Raw genomic sequence first — 23,599 nt, 5'->3', positions numbered from 1 at the left:
TTAATATTTAAGTAAATAAATTATTTTAGAAATTGTATAGTGAGCGGATATTTCCACGGTTGTTATTTCCATATTCGAAAAAATATTTAATACACAAATCCAAACAACCAGAGGGGGATTTGATTTCCTCGTCCTATTTCCGATCTGTGCATGGCATAATATGTATCCGGATTGTTCTTTATTTTATATCCTTCACCGCAAATCTTAAACGGCAATTTACCGTCTACCAGGAAAGTGGTGTTTTTATCTCCCTTGTATAATTTATGATCTTTATACATGGTGTTCAGAAAGAAGGTATCGAGCACATCCTGATCTTCCACATTTACGGGATAGATAGAATACATCAAATTAGAATTGTGCATCATTATCTTGGCCGGTTTCTTTGGAAACTCTTCTTCCTCATCTGTATAAATCATATTGATAAGTCGCGCGTCTGCCAGATACTTGATGTAATTCATCACCGTGGCCCGTGATGTCTGTATCTCTGTTGCCAGTTGACTTACATTCGGCGCTTTCGGACCGGCTACTGCCAGCAGATAGAATAATTTTTTTATTTTAGAAAGATATTTCAACTCTATTTGTTTGAGTAGCAAAATATCTACTTCAATCATCATATTCATGGTTTTCAGCAGATTTTCGGAGAAGTTACGTTTCTCCAAAAAGAATGGGTAGAAACCATGATGAAGATAATCCTGAAAATAATTCAGCGGACGAACCTTCGAGAGCACCCCACGTGCAATTTGTTCGTGGTTATTGAGTATTTCATCCAGCGTGTAGGCGCGAAACTTCATTCCCGTTTGCAGATTCAGAAACTCTCTGAACGAGAATCCACGAAGATTGTAGCTCTTGGCAATATCTCTTAGTTCCAGATTTTCTTCTTTCAAACGCATTACCGAAGAACCCGTGAATACTATTTTCAGATTAGGAAAACGGTCATAACACATCCTCAGCTCTTTGCTCCATTCGGGAGATTTGAATACCTGATCAATCAGAAGTACTTTGCCGCCCCTTTTTTGGAATTCGTTGGCAAAATCAACAATGGAGTAGTTGGAGAAATAGAAATTGTTCATGTTAATGAAAAGACAGGAACGATCTGTTCCGAATTTCTCCTTAGCGTATTGTAGCAGAAACGTAGTCTTACCCACACCTCGTGTACCTTTGATACCTATTAGACGGTCGTTCCAGTCGATTTCGTCCATCAAGTCACGACGAACTGGAGCATTGGTATGTTCTACAAGATAAGTGTGTGTACGGTAAAATGCTTCCATAGAAATGTACTTATTTGGCTCGCAAATATAAGCTTATATTTTGTAATTTGCAAAGTAGAGATAGCAAAATCTCTGTTTCTTATTGATTTTTATCACTACTTTTGCGTGCTTTATGAATAAGGCTCTATGGTAGATACCTCTTTATATATCTTCAATCCGGATCATGATATGGCTTTGGCCAACAGCGACCCTAATTATATGGCACCGGCAGCGGCTCGCAGGTTGGCTTTGGATGTAGCTTTGTTGCCAATATGGTATGCAAAACCTCAAGATTTTGTATTGGCCGTATCGAACTACAATCAGGCATATCTGGATGAAATGAGAAATTATTTTCCGCAATTACCTTCTTTATTAACAGAACCGGAAGTAGCGGAGATGGAATTAATGCCCATTCCCTGGGGATGGGACCCGGCTATTCGCAAACAATTGTATCTATCCGGTATCTCAGAATCTTTCTTGCCCGATAGTAAGCAAATGGAGCATATTCGTTCCTGTTCTCACCGATCGGTAGCAGTAGACTTATTGCCCTCTTTGCTTTCAAATAATGATTTTTGCGGTAAGTCATTCTATCTGACGGATATTGAGACGATTAGAGATTTTGTTGAATCCCGCTCCAATTGTTTATTGAAGGCCCCTTTATCCGGCAGTGGAAAAGGACTAAACTGGTGCAAAGGAGTATTTACATCTCATATATGCAATTGGTGTGTAAATGTGCTGAAGCAGCAGGGTGGGGTAGTAGGAGAGCCTTTGTATAATAAGGTAGTAGATTTTGCTATGCAATTTAAACCGGATATTTCGGGGACAGTTTCTTTTCAAGGTTACTCTCTTTTTTATACGCATCCCGGAGGTGCTTATGATGGCAACTTTCTGGGTACCAACAAAGACATTGAATCACAACTAAGTACTTATGTTTGCGAGTCTTCATTAAATACATTAAAAAGTAAGCTCGAAAAAGAGTTGTCTATTCGCCTAAACAATACATATACAGGGTATTTGGGGGTAGATATGATGATCTGCGAGGTAGATGGCAGGTATTGTATTCACCCCTGTGTAGAAATAAATCTCCGTATGAATATGGGGATGGTTGCCCGCTTGTTTTATGATAGATACGTGTGCGAAGGGGAAAATGGTATTTACCGTATCGTCTTTCATGGTAGCAATGAAGAGTTACAAACGGAACATAAAGCCTTGCAGCAAGAGCATCCATTAATAGTATCGAATGGCAGAATAGAAAAGGGATATTTGCCTTTGACTCCTATCACCCCTCAATCGAAATATAATGCTTATGCCTTGATTTATTGATTTCGGTTAATCCTGAATCATTATCTGTACAGGATCACTCTCATTGCCATATCGATCAATAGCAGTAATTGCATAACATGTTTTTCTTTCCCAGGGGAAGACAGGGGCATACGTATATTCAGTTTCCCGAACAGCAGTAGCAAGGATATTAGATGGTTTTGAAATATCTACCGGATATTCATTGGAACCATAAATCACATAACGTGGAGCATTGTGGGAGTCATTGTCGGTTGAGGCTGTCCAATGAAGTGTTATATACCCCTTTTTATTCACAACACGGATGTGAGTGGGGGAGGTTGGGGGAGTATTGTCTAACCAGGTCATGGGAGGTTGCAAGGCGGGGGTATCATAATATACTTCGTTAAGTTCATCGTATAGACCCTGCGTATTATTCATCAGGTGCTGTACGCGGTAATAAGCTTGTCCGGCCAATCCATTTTTACGGGTAAAATTGATCTGACGTTCTACGTCTTCCAGTTTCCAGTTACCTTCTTTGGGGTCAAGGAAATATATGCCTAATCCGGGAATGATGTGACGTCCGTTGCAGTTTTCCTGCCAGTCTAAAGCAAAAGGGTAGAAATGATTTTGACGGAAATACATCATAGGGTAGATCTGATCTTGAATGCCTTCTGCCAGCCAACCCTGTGCATCTTGATAAACAGCATGATAGGCATTCCAACCTCCCGAGAGATAACGACCGGTATCGCGATATTTGCCAACCGGAGAAGTACTGACTTTTACCCACGGTTTCTTCTGTTTTACACCTTTATATATATGGCGTAGAATTTCTGTTATATTATCTCGTCTCCATTGCTTGATGTTTTTCCCGGCACCATATTTGCGAAATTCTTTCGTATCGGGAAAGTTGGGAGCATTTTCCGGATAACGCAGGTAGTCAAGATGAATGCCATCAATATCATAATGAGTGATTATCTCGTTAGCTATTCTGAATAAATATTCTTTAGTTTCTTTGTGCCCGGGATTCAAATACCAGCTTTTTTTGTAAGAGGAGCATATAGCAGGTTGCTTCTGCGTAATTGCTTGTTTACCTAATGATTTTACATGGTTCTGATCTCCCAATGGTATGGCAACTATCCAGGCATGGCATTCCATCCCTCTTTTGTGGCATTCTTCAATAACAAAAGCTAACGGATCGTATCCCGGATTTTTCCCTGTTTGCCCGGTAAGCATAGCGCTGTAAGGCTCAATGGAAGACTGATAGAATACATCTCCTCGCGTACGTGTCTGAAACAAAACGGTATTAAAGTTAGCCTCGTATAACTTGTTTAGGATGTCAATTAATTCAGCCTTTTGCTTTTGTATTCCCGAAGGGGAGGTAGCTTTGGTTTTTGGCCAATCGAGGGCATAAGCAGTGGTAACCCATGCTGCGCGCACCTCATGCTTAGGTTGAGCATGGAGCGAAAGAACTGATAAAACGAGAAAAAGAAATATATAGTTACGCATCCTTTATAAACAAATAAGTTCTGCTATTGGTTCTTTTAGAATTGATTATGATGATTGGAGCCAATAATGAGGACAAATGTACATAAAAATAGTTGATTTATAAATAATATTCAGCATAGAGGGTGCAGAGGACCCAGAGAGAATAATATAAATTCTTAATTATAAATATTATATTGAAACTCTGTGGCCTCTGTGTCCTCTGTGGTGAATATATCCCTTTTATATTTTTAAACGAAATAAGTTAACCCTCTTTTTGTGTTATTCGCTCGTTTATGCTACATTTGCCTGTATATAAAGAGGGTCCTGAACTTCTGGTATATTGTTTGGAAAAAGAAATATAACTCGAAATATTTATGAGAAAAAAAATAAGAAAATCTACCTGGGTCGCTTTGGCATTGTTGATTTATGTCACAGCAATGGCTGTTTACTTTTTACCGCGTAACACAGAGATCGGAAGTACGGAGAAATACGTTACACTCGGTGCCTCTTATGTTATTGTATTGGTATTATGGTTAGTGCTGAGAAAAAAAGAGCAATTCAAACAAAAGCGTAAGGAAGATAATAAAGACAAACTAAAAACAGATTAAAATGAAAAAATTAATGTTTATTGCTTGCTTGTTAGTAGCTTCTATTAGCGCGCAGGCACAATTTGAGCATGGAAAGTGGGTCGTAAATCCTTCATTAACCGGATTGGATTTATCGTACAACAAGAACACTAAAACCACTTTTGGTTTTAATGCCTTAGCTGGTGCATTTTTAGTAGATAATGTGGCTCTTTTAGTGAACTTAGGTGCTGAGTGGGCAAAAAATGAAGATGTTTACAGTCTGGGTGTGGGCGGTCGTTATTATTTTGATAAGATAGGTCTATACACTGGAGCCGGGCTTAAAATGAATCGTTTTGATCCGGATTATAGCAAGAAAGTAACCGACTTTGCTGTCAGCGGAGAAGTGGGTTATGCTTTCTTTATCACCAAAACTGTAACCGTTGAGCCTGCCGTATATTGCGATTTGAGTCTGAAAGACAGTGATTATACACGTTTTGGACTGAAGGTGGGATTTGGAATTTATTTCTAAAAAAACTATTTATAGACTTATCAAAAGCCTGTGCTGGTTTTATTTAGAAAATATACCTCTACAAAGCTTGTAGCGAACATAAAATTAAAAAATGGTTACCATTTAGATTGTCGATAGTTACCACTAAAAGCAAAAGTGGTAACCGTTTTTTTTAGTGACAGCAACAATTTTTATATGAGGTATTTATACCTTGAAATAACACATTCTCAAACACACACAATGAAAAAAAACTCTTTTCTATTATTATTTCTTATATTGACTTTAAATCTATATACTCAGGAAACTACCTCTCCATCCATATTTATGAAAGTGTTTCTTTCCAAACCAACAGTTTATGAGAATGAACCTTTGTTAGTTACCTATAAATTGTATGCCGATTGCGATATGAGTGATGTTGATTTTCGATTTCCGGATTTTGATGATTTCATGAAAAAACAGATAGCCTTACCTCATTATCGGCAGGCACAATCGGAAAGGTATAATAATCGGAATTATAAAACATTAGTAGCTGCACAATACCAACTCTTTCCACTTTATGCTGATACATTGACTATTGAGAAAACAGAGTTTACGTTGAATGCTCGCATAAAAAGTGGGCAAGTTCATGGGCCCTATAATTATCCGGTAATGATTGATAAAGAGGTGAAAAGCAGTAGTCAGTTGTGTTATATACCTGTTAAGCCCTTACCAGAAGGAGCGCCTGCATTATTTACTGGGGCAGTGGGTAGTTTTAAGACCTCGGTTGTGATGGATGTGGATAGTACTACCATTCAGGTGGGAGACTCTGTGAAAATTGCAGTGGAGGTTTCTGGTACAGGTAATCTCGAATTAATTCGTCTGCCTGAAATCAAAGCTTCCAAAGAAGTAGAGATTCTAACCTCCTTTGGAGAAAAGGATCTAAAAGTTGATGACAAGGGAATGTCCGGTAGTCGAACTATTATTTATACAGTGATTCCCAAACAGGTTGGTCCATTGGAACTTCGATTGCCCGGATTTGTTTATTTTGATTCCAAGTTGGAAACTTATCAGTGTGAAGCGGATACAGATTTTTCTCTGACTGTAAGTGATCTTGTTGTCCAGTCAGTAAGCACAGTTGCTCACGTTGAACATTCCGAAATAGCAGAAAAAATAGATAAGACCCCCATTAACTATAAGAATATTCTGTTTTATTCTTTTCTGCTACTATTTACATGTCTTTTGATACTTTATGTCAGTAAGTTGAGGCGAAAGCAAATTTCGCATTTCCCTTATCTGGTGGGAATGGCTTTGTTGCTGGTAGGTGCAGTATTTACTTTTCCTCTATTGGAGGGTTTGAAAAAAAATGATACAACGTCTTTACTCTCTGAAACCCTAAAAGCAGATTTGATGTATGTAGTGGATGTTTCTGTAACAATGCTTGCAGAAGATATTAAGCCCACTCGTCTGGAAGGAGTTAAAACGTTGCTTAAATCAGATAGTATTAATCAGGGAGGTTCTCGAAGGGGAGTTGTGTCTTTTGCTCAGGAGGCAGCTGTCTCTTGTCAACTTACTGATAATCCGGAGGAATTCTCTACTGGTATTTCTCGGGTTGATAGTCTTAACTTGTCTGATGGAACTGCTGTCGGGAGTAGTATGCTGGTTGCTACCTACAATCTTTTAAAAGGTGAGAATACTCGTAAATACATCATTCTGTTTACAGATGGGAATAATAATTCGGGAGCTATTTCTCCTCGAACGGCTGCCGAAATAGCAGGAAAACATCATATCCGTTTATACATTGTAGGGGTTTCCCAACCCAAAGAGGCTTCTGCACAGGTATCTACGCCGATGGGGAAACGACTTATTACCATTCCAACAGAAATAGATGATAACTTATATACAGAACTTGCGGAAAATACAGGGGGAATGTATTACCGGGTCATGAATAATGAAGAACTAAATGAGGTACTTCTCCATATATATGCACATATCCGGGAGAATATGTCGGAAGAGTTTGTATATGAGGGAGGTAAGTTGAGTAAAGAGAAGGCTGATCTGATTTTGGAGGGATTGGGTAAATGATAATAAATAGTATTCATATTTGTGTTAACATTCAGAACACAGAGACACAAAGATTTTAATTTGAAGTTATATATTTCTTTGTGTCTTTGTGCCTCTGTGTTTATTATCTCCCTATAACTTTTCTTTCAAAAACTCTCCCGTATAGCTTCCCTCACATTTCGCCACTTCCTCCGGCGTACCTGCGGCAACCAGGTTTCCTCCTTTGTCTCCTCCCTCAGGGCCAAGGTCTATCACATAATCTGCACATTTAATAACATCCATATTGTGCTCGATAATAAGGATAGAGTGTCCGCGACGTATCAGCGCGTCAAAGGCTTCCAGTAATTTGCGGATATCGTGGAAATGCAATCCCGTAGTTGGCTCGTCGAATATAAATAAAGTAGGGTCGGCTTTCTCCTGACTTAAATAATAGGCCAATTTAACACGTTGATTTTCGCCTCCTGAAAGTGTAGAAGAAGATTGTCCGAGTTTAATATATCCCAATCCTACCTCCTGCAATGGAGTGAGTTTCTTGATGATCTTTTTCTGCTTATGTTCAGTAAAGAATTCAATGGCTTGGTTGATGGTCATTTCCAATACATCGTAAATGCTTATGCCATGGAATTGTACTTCCAGCGTATCGCTTTTGAATCGCTTTCCATGACATGATTCGCATTCCAATACAAGGTCGGCCATAAATTGCATTTCTACAGTAACGGTACCTTCTCCTTTACACTCTTCGCATCGCCCACCTTCACTATTGAAACTGAAATGTCCGGGCGTATAATTCATTTGTTTAGCCAGAGGCTGTTCAGCCCATAACTTTCTGATTTCATCATACGCCTTGATATAGGTCACCGGGTTACTGCGACTGGACTTTCCTATGGGGTTTTGATCAACAAATTCTACGTTCTTCAGGCTCTTGATATCTCCTGTAATACTTAGATGTTCTCCGGGGCGGTCGCTGCATTCATCGAGTTCCCGTTTCAAAGAACGATAAAAGATATCCCGAACCAAGGTACTTTTTCCCGATCCGGAAACGCCGGTAACTACTGTCATTACATTCAGAGGAAAACGCACATCAACACCTTTCAGATTGTTTTCGCGCGCGCCTTTTACTTCAATGTAATTATTCCATGGACGTCGATGGGCAGGAACGGGGATTTCTTCTTCTCCGAGTAAATAATGTACAGTATGACTGCTGCTTCCTTTTTGAAGATCATTCATATCTCCCTCGTATACAACTTGCCCTCCTAAGCGTCCGGCATCGGGGCCTATGTCGATGATATAGTCGGCGGCTCGGATAATTTCCTCATCGTGTTCTACCACTACCACAGTATTTCCGAGTTCTTGTAGTTGACGTAATACGCGGATTAATTTATCAGTATCGCGGCTATGTAATCCTATACTTGGCTCGTCGAGTATATACAAGCTTCCTACCAGGCTACTTCCTAAGGATGTTGCCAGGTTAATTCGTTGGCTTTCCCCTCCCGAGAGCGAGTTACTGAGACGATTGAGAGTAAGATAACCTAAACCAACATCTACCAGAAAACGAATACGACTATTGATTTCGGTTAGTATTCGTTTCGCAACGGATGCATCGTGTTTGTTCAAATCCAATGCCTGAAAGAATGCTTGCAATTCTGTGATTGGCAGATCAACCAGTTCGCTGATACTTTTTCCTCCTACATGTACATAGCCTGCTTCCGGTTTTAAACGTGTGCCATGACATGTGGGGCAAATCGTTTTTCCACGATAACGTGCCAACATCACACGATACTGTATTTTGTATTGGTTTTCCTGTAGCATCTTAAAGAAGTCGTTGATGCCATGGAAATGTTTATTGCCTTCCCATAGTATTCTGCGTTGCTCCGAAGTCAGTTCGAAATAAGGAGTAAATATGGGGAAATCAAATTTGTAGGCATTATGAATAAGCTCTTCTTTCCACTCGCCCATTACTTCTCCACGCCAGCATACAATGGCTCCATCGTATACCGAAAGTGCACGGTTGGGAATTACTAAATGTTCGTCGATGCCAATCACTTTACCGAATCCTTCGCACTCCGGACAGGCTCCGATAGGAGAGTTGAAAGAGAACATTTGGTCGTTCGGTTCTTCGAAAGTAATACCATCTGCTTCGAACTTAGTACTGAAAGAGTGCAATTTATCTGTACCATCGGGCAGATAGAAACGGAGCATACATGTACCATCTCCTTCGTACATGGCAGTCTCGGCAGAGTCTACAAGACGGCTGATAGCATCTTTGCTATTATTAACAGACATACGGTCTATTAACAAATGGATAGTATCTTTTTTCTTAGGAGTGTAGTCTTCAATACGAACAATGGTTCCGTTTACTTCAATACGGTTGAACCCTTGCTTTAAGTCAATGTCCAATTGTTGTTGCAAGGTTCGGTCATCTCTCAAACGAAAAGGGGTGAGAATGGTATATCGGGTTCCTTCCGGATAGGAAAGCATACAGTTTACAATATCTTCCGTACTGTGCTTTTTAACTTCTTGTCCGCTAACGGGACTGAAAGTCTTTCCTATACGGGCATATAGTAAACGAAGGTATTCATAAATTTCGGTGCTGGTTCCTACCGTAGAACGCGGGTTGCGGCTGTTTACTTTTTGTTCTATCGCAATGGCGGGAGGAATTCCTTTGATGAAATCAGCTTCCGGCTTGCTCATACGTCCCAAAAACTGACGGGCGTATGAAGAAAGGCTTTCCACATATCGGCGTTGGCCTTCTGCATAAAGCGTATCGAAAGCTAACGACGACTTTCCTGAACCGGAAAGCCCGGTGATGACTACTAATTTGTTTCTTGGTATGTTTACGTCAATATTCTTCAGGTTATTTACCCGGGCTCCTTTGATGCTTATATATTTGCTTTCTGACATATTCTTTATGTGGCTTCTTTAAGTTCTAAGTCAAAACTTATTTTCGGAATGCAAAGTTACTATTAATAAATCAATTAAGGATTTCTCAATGGCAAATAAAAGTTTAGAAAGCGTTCCCAAATTTTATGGAATAATCTATAATTGTTTTCTAATGAACAAAATTCATTCGCCGCATGGTTTTAGCACATACATGATGCTTCTTATGCCAGGTTTTGCCACGGCCGCGGCAAAGTTTTGTTACGGCCGTGGCTAATTCTTGTTGCGGCCGCGTTAAAATCTCGTTACGGCCGTGGCAAAACCTCGTTACGGCCGTGGCAAAACCTTGCTTAAGTAATCAAAAAGATACCACAGAGGAAATTTGTTCAACGAAGATGGGGTAAAAACGGTTAGTTGATGTTATCTTTGTTGTCCAATCAGAAAGAATGCAAATCATGAAACTCAGATTATTTACCACATTAACATTTTTGGCTTTTTCTCTTATTATTTTCGCTCAACAACATCCTAAACGAGAGTTTCGCGGGGCATGGATTCAAGTGATAAATGGTCAGTTTCAGGGAATGTCTACCGAGAAGATGCAACGAACTTTGATTAGTCAGTTGAATTCTTTGCAACAGGCGGGCATTAATGCTATTATTTTTCAGGTGCGTCCGGAGGCAGATGCTTTGTACGAATCATCTTATGAGCCTTGGAGCCGCTTCTTAACCGGGGTACAAGGAAAAGCCCCCATTCCATATTGGGACCCTATGCAGTTTATGATTGAAGAATGTCATAAACGAAACATGGAGTTTCATGCCTGGATAAATCCTTATCGGGCGAAAACAAACTTATCAACTCAATTGGCTCAAAACCATATTTATAATAAACATCCGGAAAGATTTATTGTGTATGATAATAAGTTGTTTTTCGATCCTGCACTTTCGGAGAATCGCAAGTATATTTGTCAGATTGTAACTGATATTGTTTCTCGTTATGACGTGGATGCTATACATATAGATGATTATTTCTACCCTTATCCTGTTGCCGGAGTTGATTATCCCGATAATGCAAGCTTTTCTCGCTATGGAAGTGGGTTTCAGAGCAAGGCGGATTGGCGTCGTAATAATGTAAATGTGCTGATTAAACAGATTCACAAGACCGTAAGAGAGATTAAGCCGTGGGTGAAATTTGGAATTAGTCCGTTTGGCATTTATCGCAATGAGAAAACAGATCCAATGGGAAGCAAAACAAACGGGTTACAGAATTACGATGATCTTTATGCTGATGTTTTACTTTGGGCACGCGAGGGTTGGATAGATTATAATATTCCGCAGATTTATTGGCATATCGGTCACCCGGCTGCCGACTATGAAACTCTTATTCATTGGTGGGCGCGTAATGCCGAAAACAGACCTTTGTTTATTGGTCATTCTGTTATGAATACGGTGCAGAATGCAGATCCGAAGAATCCGGCCATACATCAGTTGCCGCGGAAGATGGCACTACAACGTTCTTATCGAACCATTGGGGGAAGTTGCCAATGGCCGGCAAGTTCTGTGATTGATAATCCGGGGCGTTACAGAGATGTCTTGATTCAGGAATATCATAAGTATCCGGCACTAATGCCTGTTTTTGAATTTATGGATGATAAAGCTCCGGGCAAAGTGCGCAAGCTAAAACCGGTGTGGACAGAAGATGGATATATTCTTTTCTGGACTGCGCCTAAAGCCAAAAAAGAAATGGATAAAGCAGTGCAATATGTAGTTTACCGTTTCAACAAAAAAGAGAAAGTAGATATGGACGATCCTTCACATATTGTAGCTATTACTCGTAATACATTCTATAAATTGCCTTATGATGATGGAAAAACAAAGTATCAGTATGTAGTTACGGCGTTGGATAGGATTCATAATGAATCGAAGAATAAGTCTAAAAAGATTAAACTCTAATTCTTAATACAAAACAAACCCTGCCAATCCACACACTACAATCATCAATATCGGGTTGATTTTAAAATGACGGGTGCCAATGAAGGCGGCCAGAAATAAACAGATGCTTATAATGAAACTATAAACATCTTCTGTTGGAGAGCCGAAGTTGTCTTTATTCATCAGCACCAGAGCTGCTGCTGCCAATAGCCCAACAATTGCCGGGCGAAGCCCCATAAAGATAGACTCCACTACCGGATGTTTTTGATATTTCAGGAAGAACTTACTGATGGTAAGCATAAGTATAAAGGAAGGCAATGTAACTGCAAAAGTAGCTACTACTGATCCCCATACACTACCCGTTGCAGCAAAGCCTACATAAGTAGCAGAGTTTATGCCGATAGGTCCCGGGGTCATTTGGCTGATGGCAACAATATCCGTAAATTCCTGAGCAGATAACCAGCCATGTAGTGTAACAACCTCTCCTTGTATCAAAGAAAGCATTGCATATCCGCCACCGAAACCGAATAAGCCTATTTTAAAGAATGTATAGAACAATTGAAGATAAATCATGAGATGCAATAAATGGTAAATTATGATTTTTCGGATCTACTTCGGTACTTTCCCCAAAGAAAGCCGCCTACTCCTGCTAATATAATAATCCAGATAGGAGAGAAGCCTAATAACCAGATTGCTAATGCAGAAACCACAGGTATCCAAATAGTATATTTATTTATTTTAGCTGATTTAGCCATACTGAATGTAGGAGCAGCAATTAATGCAACCACGGCCGGACGTATTCCTTTAAATATACGTTCTACTACTTCATTGTCTTGAAAGTTATGGAAGAACAAAGCGATTGCTAGAATAATAATAAAAGAGGGGAGTACGGAACCTAATGTTGTAACAAGGCTTCCACGAACACCTCTCAATTTATATCCTACGAATATAGAGATATTTACAGCAAATACCCCCGGAGCTGATTGGGATATAGCAAGCAGATCCAGAAAGTCTTCTTTGGCTATCCATTGCTTTTTATTAACTATCTCGTCCTCAATCAGAGGAACCATTGCGTATCCGCCTCCTATGGTGAATGTTCCTATCTTGGCAAAGATGCCAAACAGCTTTAAGTAAATATTCATAGCTATCCTTTATATTTACTTGGACTTACGTTGAAATGTTTTTTGAATACTTCGCGGAAATATTTGGCATCGTTAAATCCTGTAAGTTCAGCCACTTCCGTTACGTTGTGTTTGCCTTCTTTTAAGAGTTCGGCAGCTCTGTTTAAGCGGATGTGACGAACATAATCAATCGGAGCAAGATCTGTCAAAGCTTTGACTTTTCCGTATAAACTGGTTCGACTCATATTCATAATGGAAGCCAGAAAATCTATATTGAAGTTTGGTTTATCCATGTGGAGTTCAACCTGTTTCTTTAAGTCACTCACAAAAATCCAGTCTAAGTCGGTAGTGCAGTTGTTGCACATATCTTCATCTACCGTATCAATTTCAAGATTGGCAAATTTGCTTCGTAAAACAGCCCGGTTAGCTAACAGATTCTTTATGGTAGCTCTTAATATTCCAATATTAAATGGCTTGATGATGTATTCGTCGGCTCCTGTTTGTATTCCTTTCAGCATGTTTTTCTCATCATTCAATGCCGTGAGCAACATAACAGGTATGTGAGATGTTTCAATGTCGTTCTTTAATATTTGGCATAACTCATCTCCTCTCATTTCGGGCATCATTACGTCAGACATCACTAAGTCGGGATTGTATTCCTTTACAATATCCAATGCTTTTTTCCCATTATCACAAACTACTACAGTGTAATCTTCAGAAAGTGTTTCGTACATATAATTACGTAGTTCGTCATTGTCTTCCGCAATCAAAATTTTGGCTCCATTTGCCGGTTGTCTCCTGTTTAATTGATTGTTGTATGTAGGAGTATCCATAAACTCAGAGGCTGAACTTATGGCTTGCTCGCTGGTTGAAGAAGCTATTTGAGCTTTATTGTACTGATCATATCCTTTAGGGAAGGTTACCTTAATGGTTGTTCCCTTTTGCTCGGCACTGTTAAGAACAATTTTTCCTTTATGATGTTTTACCATCTGACCTACAAGTACCATTCCGATACCACTTCCTGTAATTTTTGAGTTTATGGCGTTGCTTGCCCGGAAGTGTACTTTAAACATTTTCTTTTGTTCATTGGCGGGTATACCAATACCTGTATCTTTTACTTCTATACTCCAACTGTTGGCGTTCTCGGAAGCATATACTTGTACTGTTCCATTTTCGGGAGTATATTTCAATGCATTCGAGATGATATTCTTTAGAATGGAGTCCATCTTCTCTTTATCAAACCATACATTCATAAAGCGGAAGTTGCTATCATACATAAAGTCTACCTTTTTAACTTCTGCGTATGAATTGAAAGACTTAACCAGTTCTCCCATGAATGAATTGAGCTCATACTCAGCTATGTAAAGGTTGGAGGAGTAGATGTCAATGCGTTCAAAATTCAGTAAGTTTGTAGTTAAACGTAGTAGTACATTCACATTGCGTATGGCTGTACCCATGTTTCGTTTGCCATCTTCGGATAGGTTTTCTTTTTCATTGATATCCTCTAATGGGGCTTTGATTAATGTTAATGGAGTACGGATGTCATGTGCCGTATTAATGAAGAATTGGAATTTTTCGTCTGCAATCCTTCTTTGTTTTCTCATGTAAGAGAGACGAATAATTATGCTAATAAGGATAGCTCCTAATATAAGGTAGATGCAAATAGCCCACCCGGTTTTCCAGAAAGGTTGTCTGATTAATATGTCGATTTCGCGTTCTTCAATAACTTTCTTTTTGTCTTCGTTGGATATGGCACGTACGTGCAGTTTGTATTTGCCGGATTCGAGATTGGTAAAGCGGATTACATTTTCCTGACTCGGACGGCTCCAGGAATCATAAAAACCTGCCAGCTTCCACGAGTATAATACATTGGAAGGATAATCATAATTGATAGATGAAACCTTTAGCGAAAAGATATTCTGATTGTAATTTAAAGAGAGCGTTCGAGTTTTATCAATATCTTCTTTTAAAGGCGACTTAGGATGGCCGGGGTAAACAGACTCGTAGAATAACTTGAAATCGCTGAATATCATCTTGGATTTATAATTGCGCGGTAACTGCATGTCGGTTTTAAACTCTACAGCACCATCACTACTTCCGAAAACGAATGTTCCTTTTGAACGAACGATTCCTGCATTCTGATTAAAATGATTGGTTCTTAATCCTTGCTCTTTTGTCCAGTTGTGGAAATCATCGTCTTTAGGGTAGAAGCGTGTCAACCCGCTCTCCGAACTAAAAACCATGTTGTCATCTCCATCAGAAAGAATCGTATAGATGTTATTGGAGAGTAGGGGGCTGTTGTCTTTATGGCGATGTATAAACGTAGAATGGTTTATATCATAAATAAGAAGTCCCGATCCGTTTGTTCCGATGTATAGCCGGTTATTTTTTGTCTGACAAAGAGAATAGATGTAGTTAGATTCTGTCAGAAGTTTAAGTTCCTGAGTGTTTCCGCTTGTTTTATTAATCAGAAACAATCCCTTAGTGGTTCCAACCCACATATTGTTAGCATCCTTTTCTATAACAGAGGTGATAGAATTAATGTTGGGGTAGACTTGCGCTTTGTTGTTGGCTATATCTATCCGTATTAAATTATGGTAGCCTCCAATCCAAATATGCCCCTGCGAATCTTTGACGATGGCACGAATGTATTTGTCCGGGCGGATGGATAGCTTTTCGTAATGCTCTTGCAGGTTAACTATTTCAGTTGTTTTTTTGTTTTTATCTATCTTATACACAAATGTGCTATATCCACCTGCGTATATAATGCCGGGACTTACTTCGCATAGAGATAGGAATACGTCGTTATGTCCCTGGAAAGAAGCATTGAAAGAACTTAGAAAAGATTCCCATCGATGCGTTTTAGAAGAATAAAAACAAACACCATTACTGGTAGCGAACCATAAGTCGCCTTCATTATCTTCGAATAGTGCGTTTACGCGGTCGTTGATTAAAGATTGCCTGTTTCCTATAGCATGTTTTATCCATTTGTATTCTGTGTATCTGTCATCTCTGATGGTTATTCCGATGGGATAATTCGAAATCCAGATTCGTTTGTCTCCATCTACATACAGGTCGTTTATATTATTACCAATCACATTGTTTGTTTCGTTATAGTTGGCAACTATATAGGGGGTAGATACATGGGTTCGCGCATCCATTTTATAAATGCCGGCTCCATCTGTGGCAATTAATACTTCATCATTATTTAGTGGCTTGATTCGGGTGATGCTAAGATCTACCATATTGGTGCTGGGTGATATACATTCTTCGGTTTCGAAATTGAAAATGTATATTCCTTTTTGAAAAGTACCAATGAATAGCTGATTACTTTGTTTATCAAAAAAAAGGTCGTTAACCTGTAGTAGCAGGTTAGAGAGGCTTTCGTAAGATTTGAAAGTTAGCTGATCATCCTTTAACTCTATGTAGTATAAACCATGATCGGTTCCGATGAAATAGTGGGTGTCATCATGTTGAGTAATGCAGGTAACATCTCCATGCGTGGCGCGGTTGAAGGCGGTGGCTTTTTCCGCCTTTATATCATACAAGTAAATAGTCTTCTCGCAGGATAGCCAGATTTTCTGATTGCTATCAATAAAGCTGGCGGTGACAGGTGTTGAATTATTTGGTGAAACATCTGGTACCTGATAAACAAATATAAACTCATCTTGTTTAGGTTCGTATTTAAATACTCTGCCTTTTTTTCCAATTACCCACAATGTATTTTCCTTATCAAGAAATAACCAGCTAAGGTCTTGTTGGGAACTTAATGTCTTATCTTTGTATGAGAGTGTATATTGTTTAAATTCCTTTCCATTGTATCTGTCGATTCCTTCGTGAGTTAAGAACCACATATACCCTTGTTGATCTTTCTGAATATAGTATACTTTTCTACTGCTCAATCCACTCTCTACGCCAATATGCTTATATGTTTGAGCATACGACAAGCATGAGCAAAGGATAAATAATAGAATTAATATTCTTTTCATGATTAATCTGTTGAGAGGAAAACTGCTATATAGAACAAAAGTAATAAAAAACGGGAGTTTGTAAACAACCCCCGCTTCATATTTTTATTATTTCTTATTCTCGATCCATTTCCGAGCGTTAACAAAGGCTTCCATCCAAGGGGTGATCTGATCATTTTGAATGCGATCTGTTGGATAGTGTCCGCACTGCCATGGGAAGATAGAACGCTCGGGATGTGGCATGATAGCTAAGTGGCGTCCATCGGCACTGGCAAGTGCAGCTATGGAATGATCGGAACCATTCGGATTACCCGGATAGCCATCGTAATTATATTTAGCTACTACATTGTATTTATCTTCGTTGTATGGTAATGAGAAGTTTCCTTCGCCATGTGCCGACCATACGCCGATTTTACTTCCACTCAATGAGCCAAACATAACGCTTCGGTTAGTTGGAATGGTAAGTGTCAGATAAATAGACTCGAATTTATGCGATACGTTATGTAGCATTTTAGCTTTTTGCTCATGTTCGGGGTTGATTAATCCAAGTTCCATCATCAACTGACAACCGTTGCAAACACCTAATGATAGCGTATCCTCGCGTGCATAAAACTTATCGAGTGTTGCTTTGGCTTTTTCGTTGAAGAGGATTCCGCCGGCCCATCCTTTGGCACTGCCTAATACGTCGGAGTTGGAGAAACCACCGCAATATACTACCATGTTGATGTCTTCCAGTGTTTCGCGTCCGCTGGTTAAATCGGTCATGGTTACATCTTTCACATCAAAACCGGCAAGGTAAAGAGTATAAGCCATTTCTCGTTCGCTGTTTGTTCCTTTTTCGCGAATAACGGCGGCTTTAATACCGGTTGGGGTGCGACGTTCCGGATCGAGTCCGTATTGAGAGAGCTTACCTTTAAATTCAGGTGAGAAAGCAAACTCCACCGGTTGCATCTTGTAATTCTCGAAGCGAGCTTTGGCACAACCATTCATAGATTGCTTACGATCTAATAAATAAGAAGAAGAATACCATACATCGCGCATGTGATCAATTCCAAAGTGATAGCTGATGCCATCTTTAGATACTAAGATATGGCGTTCTTCGGTTGGAGTTCCTATTTTTACAAAACCTACGCCTGCTTCTTCCAATATCTTGTTTACTTCGCTCTTATCTTTGTCTTTTACCTGAATCACAATACCCGGATTCTCTGCAAACAGAATTTTAACAATGTCTTGCTCGTTAAGCTTATCAAAGTTAATCTCCATACCTCCGTCTACATTGGCAAAACACATTTCAAGCAATGTGGTAATCAAACCACCGGCAGAAATATCGTGCCCGGCCATAATCAAACCTTTGTTGATTAACGTTTGTACGGTAAGGAAGGCATCACGGAAATATTCGGCATCTTGTACACAAGGTACTTCATCACCTATTTTATTTAGAGATTGTGCAAAGGCAGAACCTCCAAGCTTCAATGCATCAAAACTAAAGTCAATATGATATAGAGAAGATTTAGTGTCATTCACTAATACAGGAGATACCACTTTTTTAATGTCTGATACTTCTGCACCAGCCGATACAATAACCGTTCCCGGAGAGATTACTTTGCTTCCATCCGGATACTTTTGAGTCATTGAAAGAGAGTCTTTACCGGTAGGCACATTGATTTGCAATGCACAACAAAAATCGCTCAACGCTTTCACGGCTGTGTACAAACGAGCATCTTCTCCTTCTTGCGAACGACAAGGCCACATCCAGTTAGCCGAAAGTGAAAGACTATCTAATCCTTCTGTCAATGGTGCCCAAACAATATTGGTCAAAGCTTCCGATACTGCAAGAATAGAACCGGCGGCAGGATCTGCCAATGCTGCTTGAGGGGCATGTCCGATAGAAGTGGCAATTCCTTTTTCGCCTCTATAATCCAATGCTACTACACCGCAGTCGCTCAATGGCAATTGAAGTTCCCCTTGACATTGTTGACGAGCCACTTTACCTGTTACGGAACGGTCTACCTTATTAGTTAACCAGTCTTTACAAGCTACGGCTTCTAATTGCAATACATTCGTAAGGTATTCATGCAGTTTAGATTCTTCGTATACAGGGTTTTCGTAATGACGTTCCACTGTATTATCTTTCATATATGTTTTGGGTGATGAACCAAACATTTGATCTACAGATAGATCGAATGGACGTACACCATCTGCTTGTTGGAAAGCAAAACGATGATCGCCGGTGGTTTCGCCTACCACATACATCGGAGCACGTTCGCGTTCCGCTATTTTGCGTACATAGTCGATGGCGTCTTCTTTAATCAACAATCCCATACGTTCCTGAGATTCGTTGGCGATGATTTCTTTTGCAGAAAGGGTTTTATCTCCGATGGGGAGTTTGCTCATGTCAATCAGTCCGCCACATTCCTCTACCAATTCAGACAAACAGTTTACATGTCCTGCCGAACCATGGTCGTGAATAGAAACAACCGGATTGTTTTCTTCTTCGCAAAGGGCGCGAACCACATTGTTGGCGCGTTTTTGCATTTCGGCATTGGCACGTTGTACGGCATTTAGTTCTATACCACTGCTGTATCGACCGGTATCTACCGAAGAAACAGAACCACCACCTAAGCCAATACGATAGTTATCGCCTCCAATCACAACGATTTTATTTCCGGCTTCGGGATGTCCTTTCAAACAATCGCGCTGTGTACCATATCCTACACCTCCGGCAAGCATGATAACTTTATCATAACCATAAAGAGTATCTTTCTCCTTATGCTCGAAGGTTAATACAGAACCACAAATGAGAGGTTGCCCAAATTTATTTCCGAAGTCAGAAGCACCATTAGATGCTTTGATAAGTATTTGTTCGGGTGTTTGGTATAACCATTTGCGTACAGGAAGAAGCTCTTCCCATTCACGACCTTCTTCCGTGCGGGGATAAGAAGTCATGTATACTGCTGTTCCGGCAATAGGCCATGAACCTTTACCACCAGCCATACGGTCGCGTATTTCTCCACCGGTTCCGGTAGATGCACCGTTAAAAGGTTCTACGGTAGTAGGGAAGTTATGTGTTTCCGCTTTCAGTGAGATTACGGTTTTAATGTCTTTAATAATAAAATAATCGGAGGTAGAATGATCGGCCGGAGCGAATTGTTCCACCACAGGGCCTTCTGCAAAAGCCACATTGTCTTTATAGGCAGAGATTATCTTATTAGGGTTTTCCTGAGTAGTCTTTTTAATCATCTGGAATAGAGATGACTCCATTTCGACCCCATCAATAATAAAGGTACCACCAAATATTTTATGGCGACAGTGTTCGGAGTTGATTTGGGCGAAACCGAAAACTTCCGAGTCGGTTAACTGGCGTCCTAAATCTTTTTCTACTTTTCTCAGATACTCTATCTCTTCGTTAGAAAGAGCTAAACCTTCCTTTTCATTGTATGCTTCCAGATCTTCTATATATAGAATAGGTTCCGGTTGGCGGTTGGTTACAAATACTTCCTGATTGAGCCCCTTGTACATACGTTGCAACATCGGGTCGTAAGCTGCATTTTCATCTTTTACGGGGAAATACTCTTCAATACGAGAGATTCCTGTAAGTCCCATGTTTTGAGTGATTTCTACCGCATTGGTACTCCAGGGGGTTATCATCTCTTTTCGTGGGCCAATGAAATAACTTTGTAGATTTTCTTGTTTTTCGACTTGTGCGTCTCCAAATAACCAACAAAGTTTTTTGTTCTCTTCTTGGGAAGTTTCATGATTGGATTCCACTGCAATTACGCTGTTGGAAAGAGTTTTAAAGAAAAGGATCATGATGTATTTGATGTTAGTAATGAATTACGTTCTATATTTACGCGCAAAGGTAACTAAAAAAAGAATTCGATAAAAGAAAGTTTGTTCTAATTAGGGTAAATACATCAAATTTTCATTTGGGAGAATGATTATAATTGGTTTCTGTTATTTGCGGGGTTTGAAACGGAAGATTTCTTAAGTCTGTTCAATCGATTCATTTTTTTTCTTTATCTTTTAAACTGGAAAAAACCTTAAAATTACATTCATTGCGTTTTGGTTGTTTGTTATTACAAATATCCAATTAAAAGAACTTTATCATGAAACTACAAAAATTCGTAAGACCACTGATTTTATCTCTTCGCAGAGAAAGCCGTAGTGGCACCGCCAAAGCTTACAAGAGCACCCTTCAAAGTATCCTTTTGTATGCCGGTAAAGATGTTGAGCTGGAAATCATCCTTACCAAAGAATGGCTTGTTGGTTATGAACAATGGCTTATTAGTCGGAGGCGTCTCCGTAATACAGTGTCTTTCTATATGCGTATGCTTCAAAGCATTTATCATCAGTCTGTGGAGCTAAATTTGATAGAGCATATTCCTCGTTTGTTTGCTCATGTTTTTACTGGATACGATCCTACGGAAAAGCGTGCTTTATCTGCCGATGTTATTTCGCGAATCTGTCAGGGTGAGCTGTCGGGAAAGAAAGGGTTAGAGTTCAGTCGAGATATGTTTATGCTTAGTTTCTATCTGCATGGTATTTCCTTTGTAGATATGGCCTACTTACGTAAAACCGACTGGAAAGGAGATAGCATAACTTATTATCGGCGTAAGTCTAAGTCGTACATTCACACTCCTATTTGTAAGGAAGCCCGGCTTCTTTTTAAAAAGTATGAATCCTTAGTGTCGGTCGATAGTCCTTATTTGCTACCCATTATTACCAGGACGGAGAAAGATGATTATGAACAGTATCAAACAGCTTTGCGTAACCAGAACCGTAGGCTAAAACGGATAGCTTTAGCATTGGGCATTGAGGAGAATCTTACTACCTACGTTTCCCGTCACTCTTGGGCTACTATTGCACATCATGAAGGGGTGCCTACCCCTCATATAAGTCAGGCGTTGGGGCATCAAACGGAAACCGTTACCCGCGTTTATCTGGCCAACTTTGATGATGATGTATTAAGAGATGCAAATGAACTTGTATTATTGGCCATTAAAGGAGGTGGGGGAAGAAGTAAAAAAGAAAATGTCCGTTACTATAACAGTGACGGACATTTTCTGAGTGCAAACATAAAGGTTTAGTTTGAATTACGCAAATATTTGGCAAATATCACTTGGCAATTGATCTATTCTTCGGATTTTACGATTTGATTACTTATATATACATAATATATAGTACTTGTTCTTTTTTAGGGTTATATATGATTACAAATGAAATATAATCCCAGGATTGCTATTATACTTCTTTAACACAATTAACCTGTAAACCACCCTTTAATTTGAGCGAATTCATAAGAAATTACTCTTGAGACAATGTAGACTCTCCCTCCCAGTCGCTACGCTTCATTGGGAGGGTGTTCAAATAGAATCCTTAGAGGATTCTCTCCTTGTTTTTTCGTTTTAATATAAAAAGAATGAATGATTCAGGTTAAATAATCAACGCCTTGACCATTCTATAATGCTTTCTACCGCTTCCTCAGTGGTAGTGCTACCCTGAAATGTCCGTCACTGTTATAGTAACGGACAAAACAGAGAACTCAATAAACTATTTTATGACATGCAGACCAACAACAACAAACATAATTGTTCTTAATGTGCAAAATATCCTCTTAAACAGCAATTATTAAACGCTTATAACGCCTATTATTGGAATAAATATGAAACTAAGAATAACCCTATTATTAACCCTCTTCCTGCCTGCCTTGTGCTTGTTTGCTCAAGAGTCTACTGGTAGAATGATTCCCTCTACACCTCGTTTTGCAATAAAGAGCAATTTGCTTTATGATGCCACTGCTACGTTAAATCTGGGTATTGAATTTAAAACGGGTCGTAAATTCACTATTGACATTCCTGCCAACTACAATGCTTGGACTTTTAGTGAGAACCGCAAGTGGAAACACTTTTTAGTTCAACCCGAACTCCGCTACTGGCTTTGTGAACCTTTTCATGGTCACCATTTAGGTATCCATGGTCATTATGGTCAGTATAATGTAGGTAATCTGCCTTTTGGCGGTGGCTTGAAAGAGTATCGTTATGAAGGATGGCTGGCCGGTGGAGGCTTTTCCTACGGATATCATTGGATGCTTTCCAATCGCTGGTCTTTAGAAGCAGGTATTGGTGTAGGTTACGCTTATCTCAGCTATGATAAATACCCCTGTCGTAAGTGTGGCGAACTTCTTAATAAAAACAACAAACATTATGTGGGGATAACGAAGGCAGCTATTTCGCTGATATATATTATAAAATAAAGCCTCTCCCCGGCCCTCTCCAAAGGAGAGGGGGAAGGGAAGGTAGATTTGACTAATAATTAAGATTTCTTTTTTTCAATATTAATATGTACTAATTATGGCAACAATAAATCATATATCTTCAATCGGAGTGAGGCTCCTATTTACCTTTCTCTTTCTTTTCTTCCTCTCCTTGGGAGAGGGCTGGGGAGAGGCTCTTGCCCAAGACTTCCGCGGCGCTTTCCACATCGTACAGAAAGAGTTTCGCGAACAGAATGACAGCTTACATATCTCCTTTAATATAACTATCGATGCTCGTGTAGTACCCTCGTGTTCCGCCATGATC

The 23,599-nt window shown here is 39.6% G+C and carries 14 protein-coding genes and 1 pseudogene; 8 read left to right on the top strand and 7 right to left on the bottom strand.

Translation table 11 applies throughout. The features are described from left to right. Positions 1-86: 86 nt before the first annotated feature. On the bottom strand, positions 87-1,268 hold the full coding sequence (locus tag D0T60_RS12790; protein WP_163218502.1) for an ATP-binding protein: 1,182 nt from the start codon (positions 1,266-1,268) through the stop codon (positions 87-89). 126 nt (positions 1,269-1,394) lie between these two features. Between D0T60_RS12790 and D0T60_RS12785 the strand changes: the two genes are divergently transcribed. Continuing rightward, positions 1,395-2,570, top strand: coding sequence for a hypothetical protein (locus tag D0T60_RS12785; protein WP_163218501.1), 1,176 nt, complete (start codon positions 1,395-1,397; stop codon positions 2,568-2,570). Between the two features lie 6 nt (positions 2,571-2,576). Here D0T60_RS12785 and D0T60_RS12780 read toward each other — a convergent pair whose 3' ends face one another. Continuing rightward, positions 2,577-4,034, bottom strand: a complete 1,458-nt coding sequence (locus tag D0T60_RS12780; RefSeq protein ID WP_163218500.1) for a glycoside hydrolase family 10 protein — start codon at positions 4,032-4,034, stop codon at positions 2,577-2,579. A gap of 353 nt (positions 4,035-4,387) precedes the next feature. Here D0T60_RS12780 and D0T60_RS12775 point away from each other — a divergent pair, with 353 nt between their 5' ends. From D0T60_RS12775 to D0T60_RS12765, 3 genes are all read left to right on the top strand, one after another. Then, complete coding sequence (locus D0T60_RS12775) at positions 4,388-4,621, top strand: hypothetical protein (protein WP_163218499.1); 234 nt, start codon at positions 4,388-4,390, stop codon at positions 4,619-4,621. A gap of 1 nt (position 4,622) precedes the next feature. Continuing rightward, positions 4,623-5,108, top strand: a complete 486-nt coding sequence (locus tag D0T60_RS12770; RefSeq protein WP_163218498.1) for an outer membrane beta-barrel protein — start codon at positions 4,623-4,625, stop codon at positions 5,106-5,108. Positions 5,109-5,327: 219 nt separating this feature from the next. Further along, the gene (locus D0T60_RS12765) at positions 5,328-7,148 is read left to right on the top strand and encodes a VWA domain-containing protein (RefSeq protein ID WP_163218497.1); all 1,821 of its coding nucleotides are present in this window, start codon (positions 5,328-5,330) and stop codon (positions 7,146-7,148) included. Positions 7,149-7,259: 111 nt separating this feature from the next. Here D0T60_RS12765 and uvrA read toward each other — a convergent pair whose 3' ends face one another. Continuing rightward, a complete protein-coding gene (uvrA, locus tag D0T60_RS12760) occupies positions 7,260-10,028 on the bottom strand; it encodes an excinuclease ABC subunit UvrA (RefSeq protein WP_163218496.1) in 2,769 nt (922 codons plus the stop codon). A gap of 422 nt (positions 10,029-10,450) precedes the next feature. Between uvrA and D0T60_RS12755 the strand changes: the two genes are divergently transcribed. After that, the gene (locus tag D0T60_RS12755; RefSeq protein ID WP_203558338.1) at positions 10,451-11,953 is read left to right on the top strand and encodes a glycoside hydrolase family 10 protein; all 1,503 of its coding nucleotides are present in this window, start codon (positions 10,451-10,453) and stop codon (positions 11,951-11,953) included. A 3-nt stretch (positions 11,954-11,956) separates the two neighbouring features. Here D0T60_RS12755 and D0T60_RS12750 read toward each other — a convergent pair whose 3' ends face one another. From D0T60_RS12750 to purL, 4 genes are all read right to left on the bottom strand, one after another. Then, complete coding sequence (locus D0T60_RS12750; protein WP_163218494.1) at positions 11,957-12,505, bottom strand: chromate transporter; 549 nt, start codon at positions 12,503-12,505, stop codon at positions 11,957-11,959. 20 nt (positions 12,506-12,525) lie between these two features. Beyond that, entirely contained in the window at positions 12,526-13,074 is a 549-nt protein-coding gene (locus D0T60_RS12745; protein ID WP_163218493.1) for a chromate transporter, read from the bottom strand. A 2-nt stretch (positions 13,075-13,076) separates the two neighbouring features. Then, on the bottom strand, positions 13,077-17,042 hold the full coding sequence (locus D0T60_RS12740) for a two-component regulator propeller domain-containing protein (RefSeq protein WP_163218492.1): 3,966 nt from the start codon (positions 17,040-17,042) through the stop codon (positions 13,077-13,079). A gap of 87 nt (positions 17,043-17,129) precedes the next feature. Then, positions 17,130-20,831, bottom strand: coding sequence for a phosphoribosylformylglycinamidine synthase (gene purL / locus D0T60_RS12735; RefSeq protein WP_163218491.1), 3,702 nt, complete (start codon positions 20,829-20,831; stop codon positions 17,130-17,132). 296 nt (positions 20,832-21,127) lie between these two features. On the opposite strand from purL, the gene D0T60_RS12730 reads away from it, so the two are divergent. The 3 genes and pseudogenes from D0T60_RS12730 to D0T60_RS12720 all read left to right on the top strand — a co-directional run. Then, positions 21,128-22,108 (top strand): phage integrase SAM-like domain-containing protein, encoded by a 981-nt coding sequence (locus D0T60_RS12730; RefSeq protein WP_163218490.1) that lies wholly within the window; start codon positions 21,128-21,130, stop codon positions 22,106-22,108. A 575-nt stretch (positions 22,109-22,683) separates the two neighbouring features. Beyond that, the gene (locus tag D0T60_RS12725; protein ID WP_163218489.1) at positions 22,684-23,274 is read left to right on the top strand and encodes a DUF3575 domain-containing protein; all 591 of its coding nucleotides are present in this window, start codon (positions 22,684-22,686) and stop codon (positions 23,272-23,274) included. Between the two features lie 97 nt (positions 23,275-23,371). Next, positions 23,372-23,599, top strand: a pseudogene (locus D0T60_RS12720) (hypothetical protein); the annotation flags it as partial.

It is taken from the genome of Bacteroides sp. 224, assembly GCF_010500995.1.
Classification (GTDB): Bacteria; Bacteroidota; Bacteroidia; order Bacteroidales; family Bacteroidaceae; genus Bacteroides.
Note: the sequence above shows the minus strand (reverse complement) of the source record. Positions and strands in the feature narration are given on the sequence as shown.

Coding starts and splice junctions, on each gene's coding strand:
- D0T60_RS12770 (WP_163218498.1), top strand. CDS start 4,623: ATGAAAAAATTAATGTTTATTGCTTGCTTGTTAGTAGCTTCTATTAGC.
- purL (WP_163218491.1), bottom strand. CDS start 20,831: ATGATCCTTTTCTTTAAAACTCTTTCCAACAGCGTAATTGCAGTGGAA.
- D0T60_RS12780 (WP_163218500.1), bottom strand. CDS start 4,034: ATGCGTAACTATATATTTCTTTTTCTCGTTTTATCAGTTCTTTCGCTC.
- D0T60_RS12730 (WP_163218490.1), top strand. CDS start 21,128: ATGAAACTACAAAAATTCGTAAGACCACTGATTTTATCTCTTCGCAGA.
- uvrA (WP_163218496.1), bottom strand. CDS start 10,028: ATGTCAGAAAGCAAATATATAAGCATCAAAGGAGCCCGGGTAAATAAC.
- D0T60_RS12785 (WP_163218501.1), top strand. CDS start 1,395: ATGGTAGATACCTCTTTATATATCTTCAATCCGGATCATGATATGGCT.
- D0T60_RS12775 (WP_163218499.1), top strand. CDS start 4,388: ATGAGAAAAAAAATAAGAAAATCTACCTGGGTCGCTTTGGCATTGTTG.
- D0T60_RS12765 (WP_163218497.1), top strand. CDS start 5,328: ATGAAAAAAAACTCTTTTCTATTATTATTTCTTATATTGACTTTAAAT.
- D0T60_RS12750 (WP_163218494.1), bottom strand. CDS start 12,505: ATGATTTATCTTCAATTGTTCTATACATTCTTTAAAATAGGCTTATTC.
- D0T60_RS12755 (WP_203558338.1), top strand. CDS start 10,451: ATGCAAATCATGAAACTCAGATTATTTACCACATTAACATTTTTGGCT.
- D0T60_RS12790 (WP_163218502.1), bottom strand. CDS start 1,268: ATGGAAGCATTTTACCGTACACACACTTATCTTGTAGAACATACCAAT.
- D0T60_RS12740 (WP_163218492.1), bottom strand. CDS start 17,042: ATGAAAAGAATATTAATTCTATTATTTATCCTTTGCTCATGCTTGTCG.
- D0T60_RS12725 (WP_163218489.1), top strand. CDS start 22,684: ATGAAACTAAGAATAACCCTATTATTAACCCTCTTCCTGCCTGCCTTG.
- D0T60_RS12745 (WP_163218493.1), bottom strand. CDS start 13,074: ATGAATATTTACTTAAAGCTGTTTGGCATCTTTGCCAAGATAGGAACA.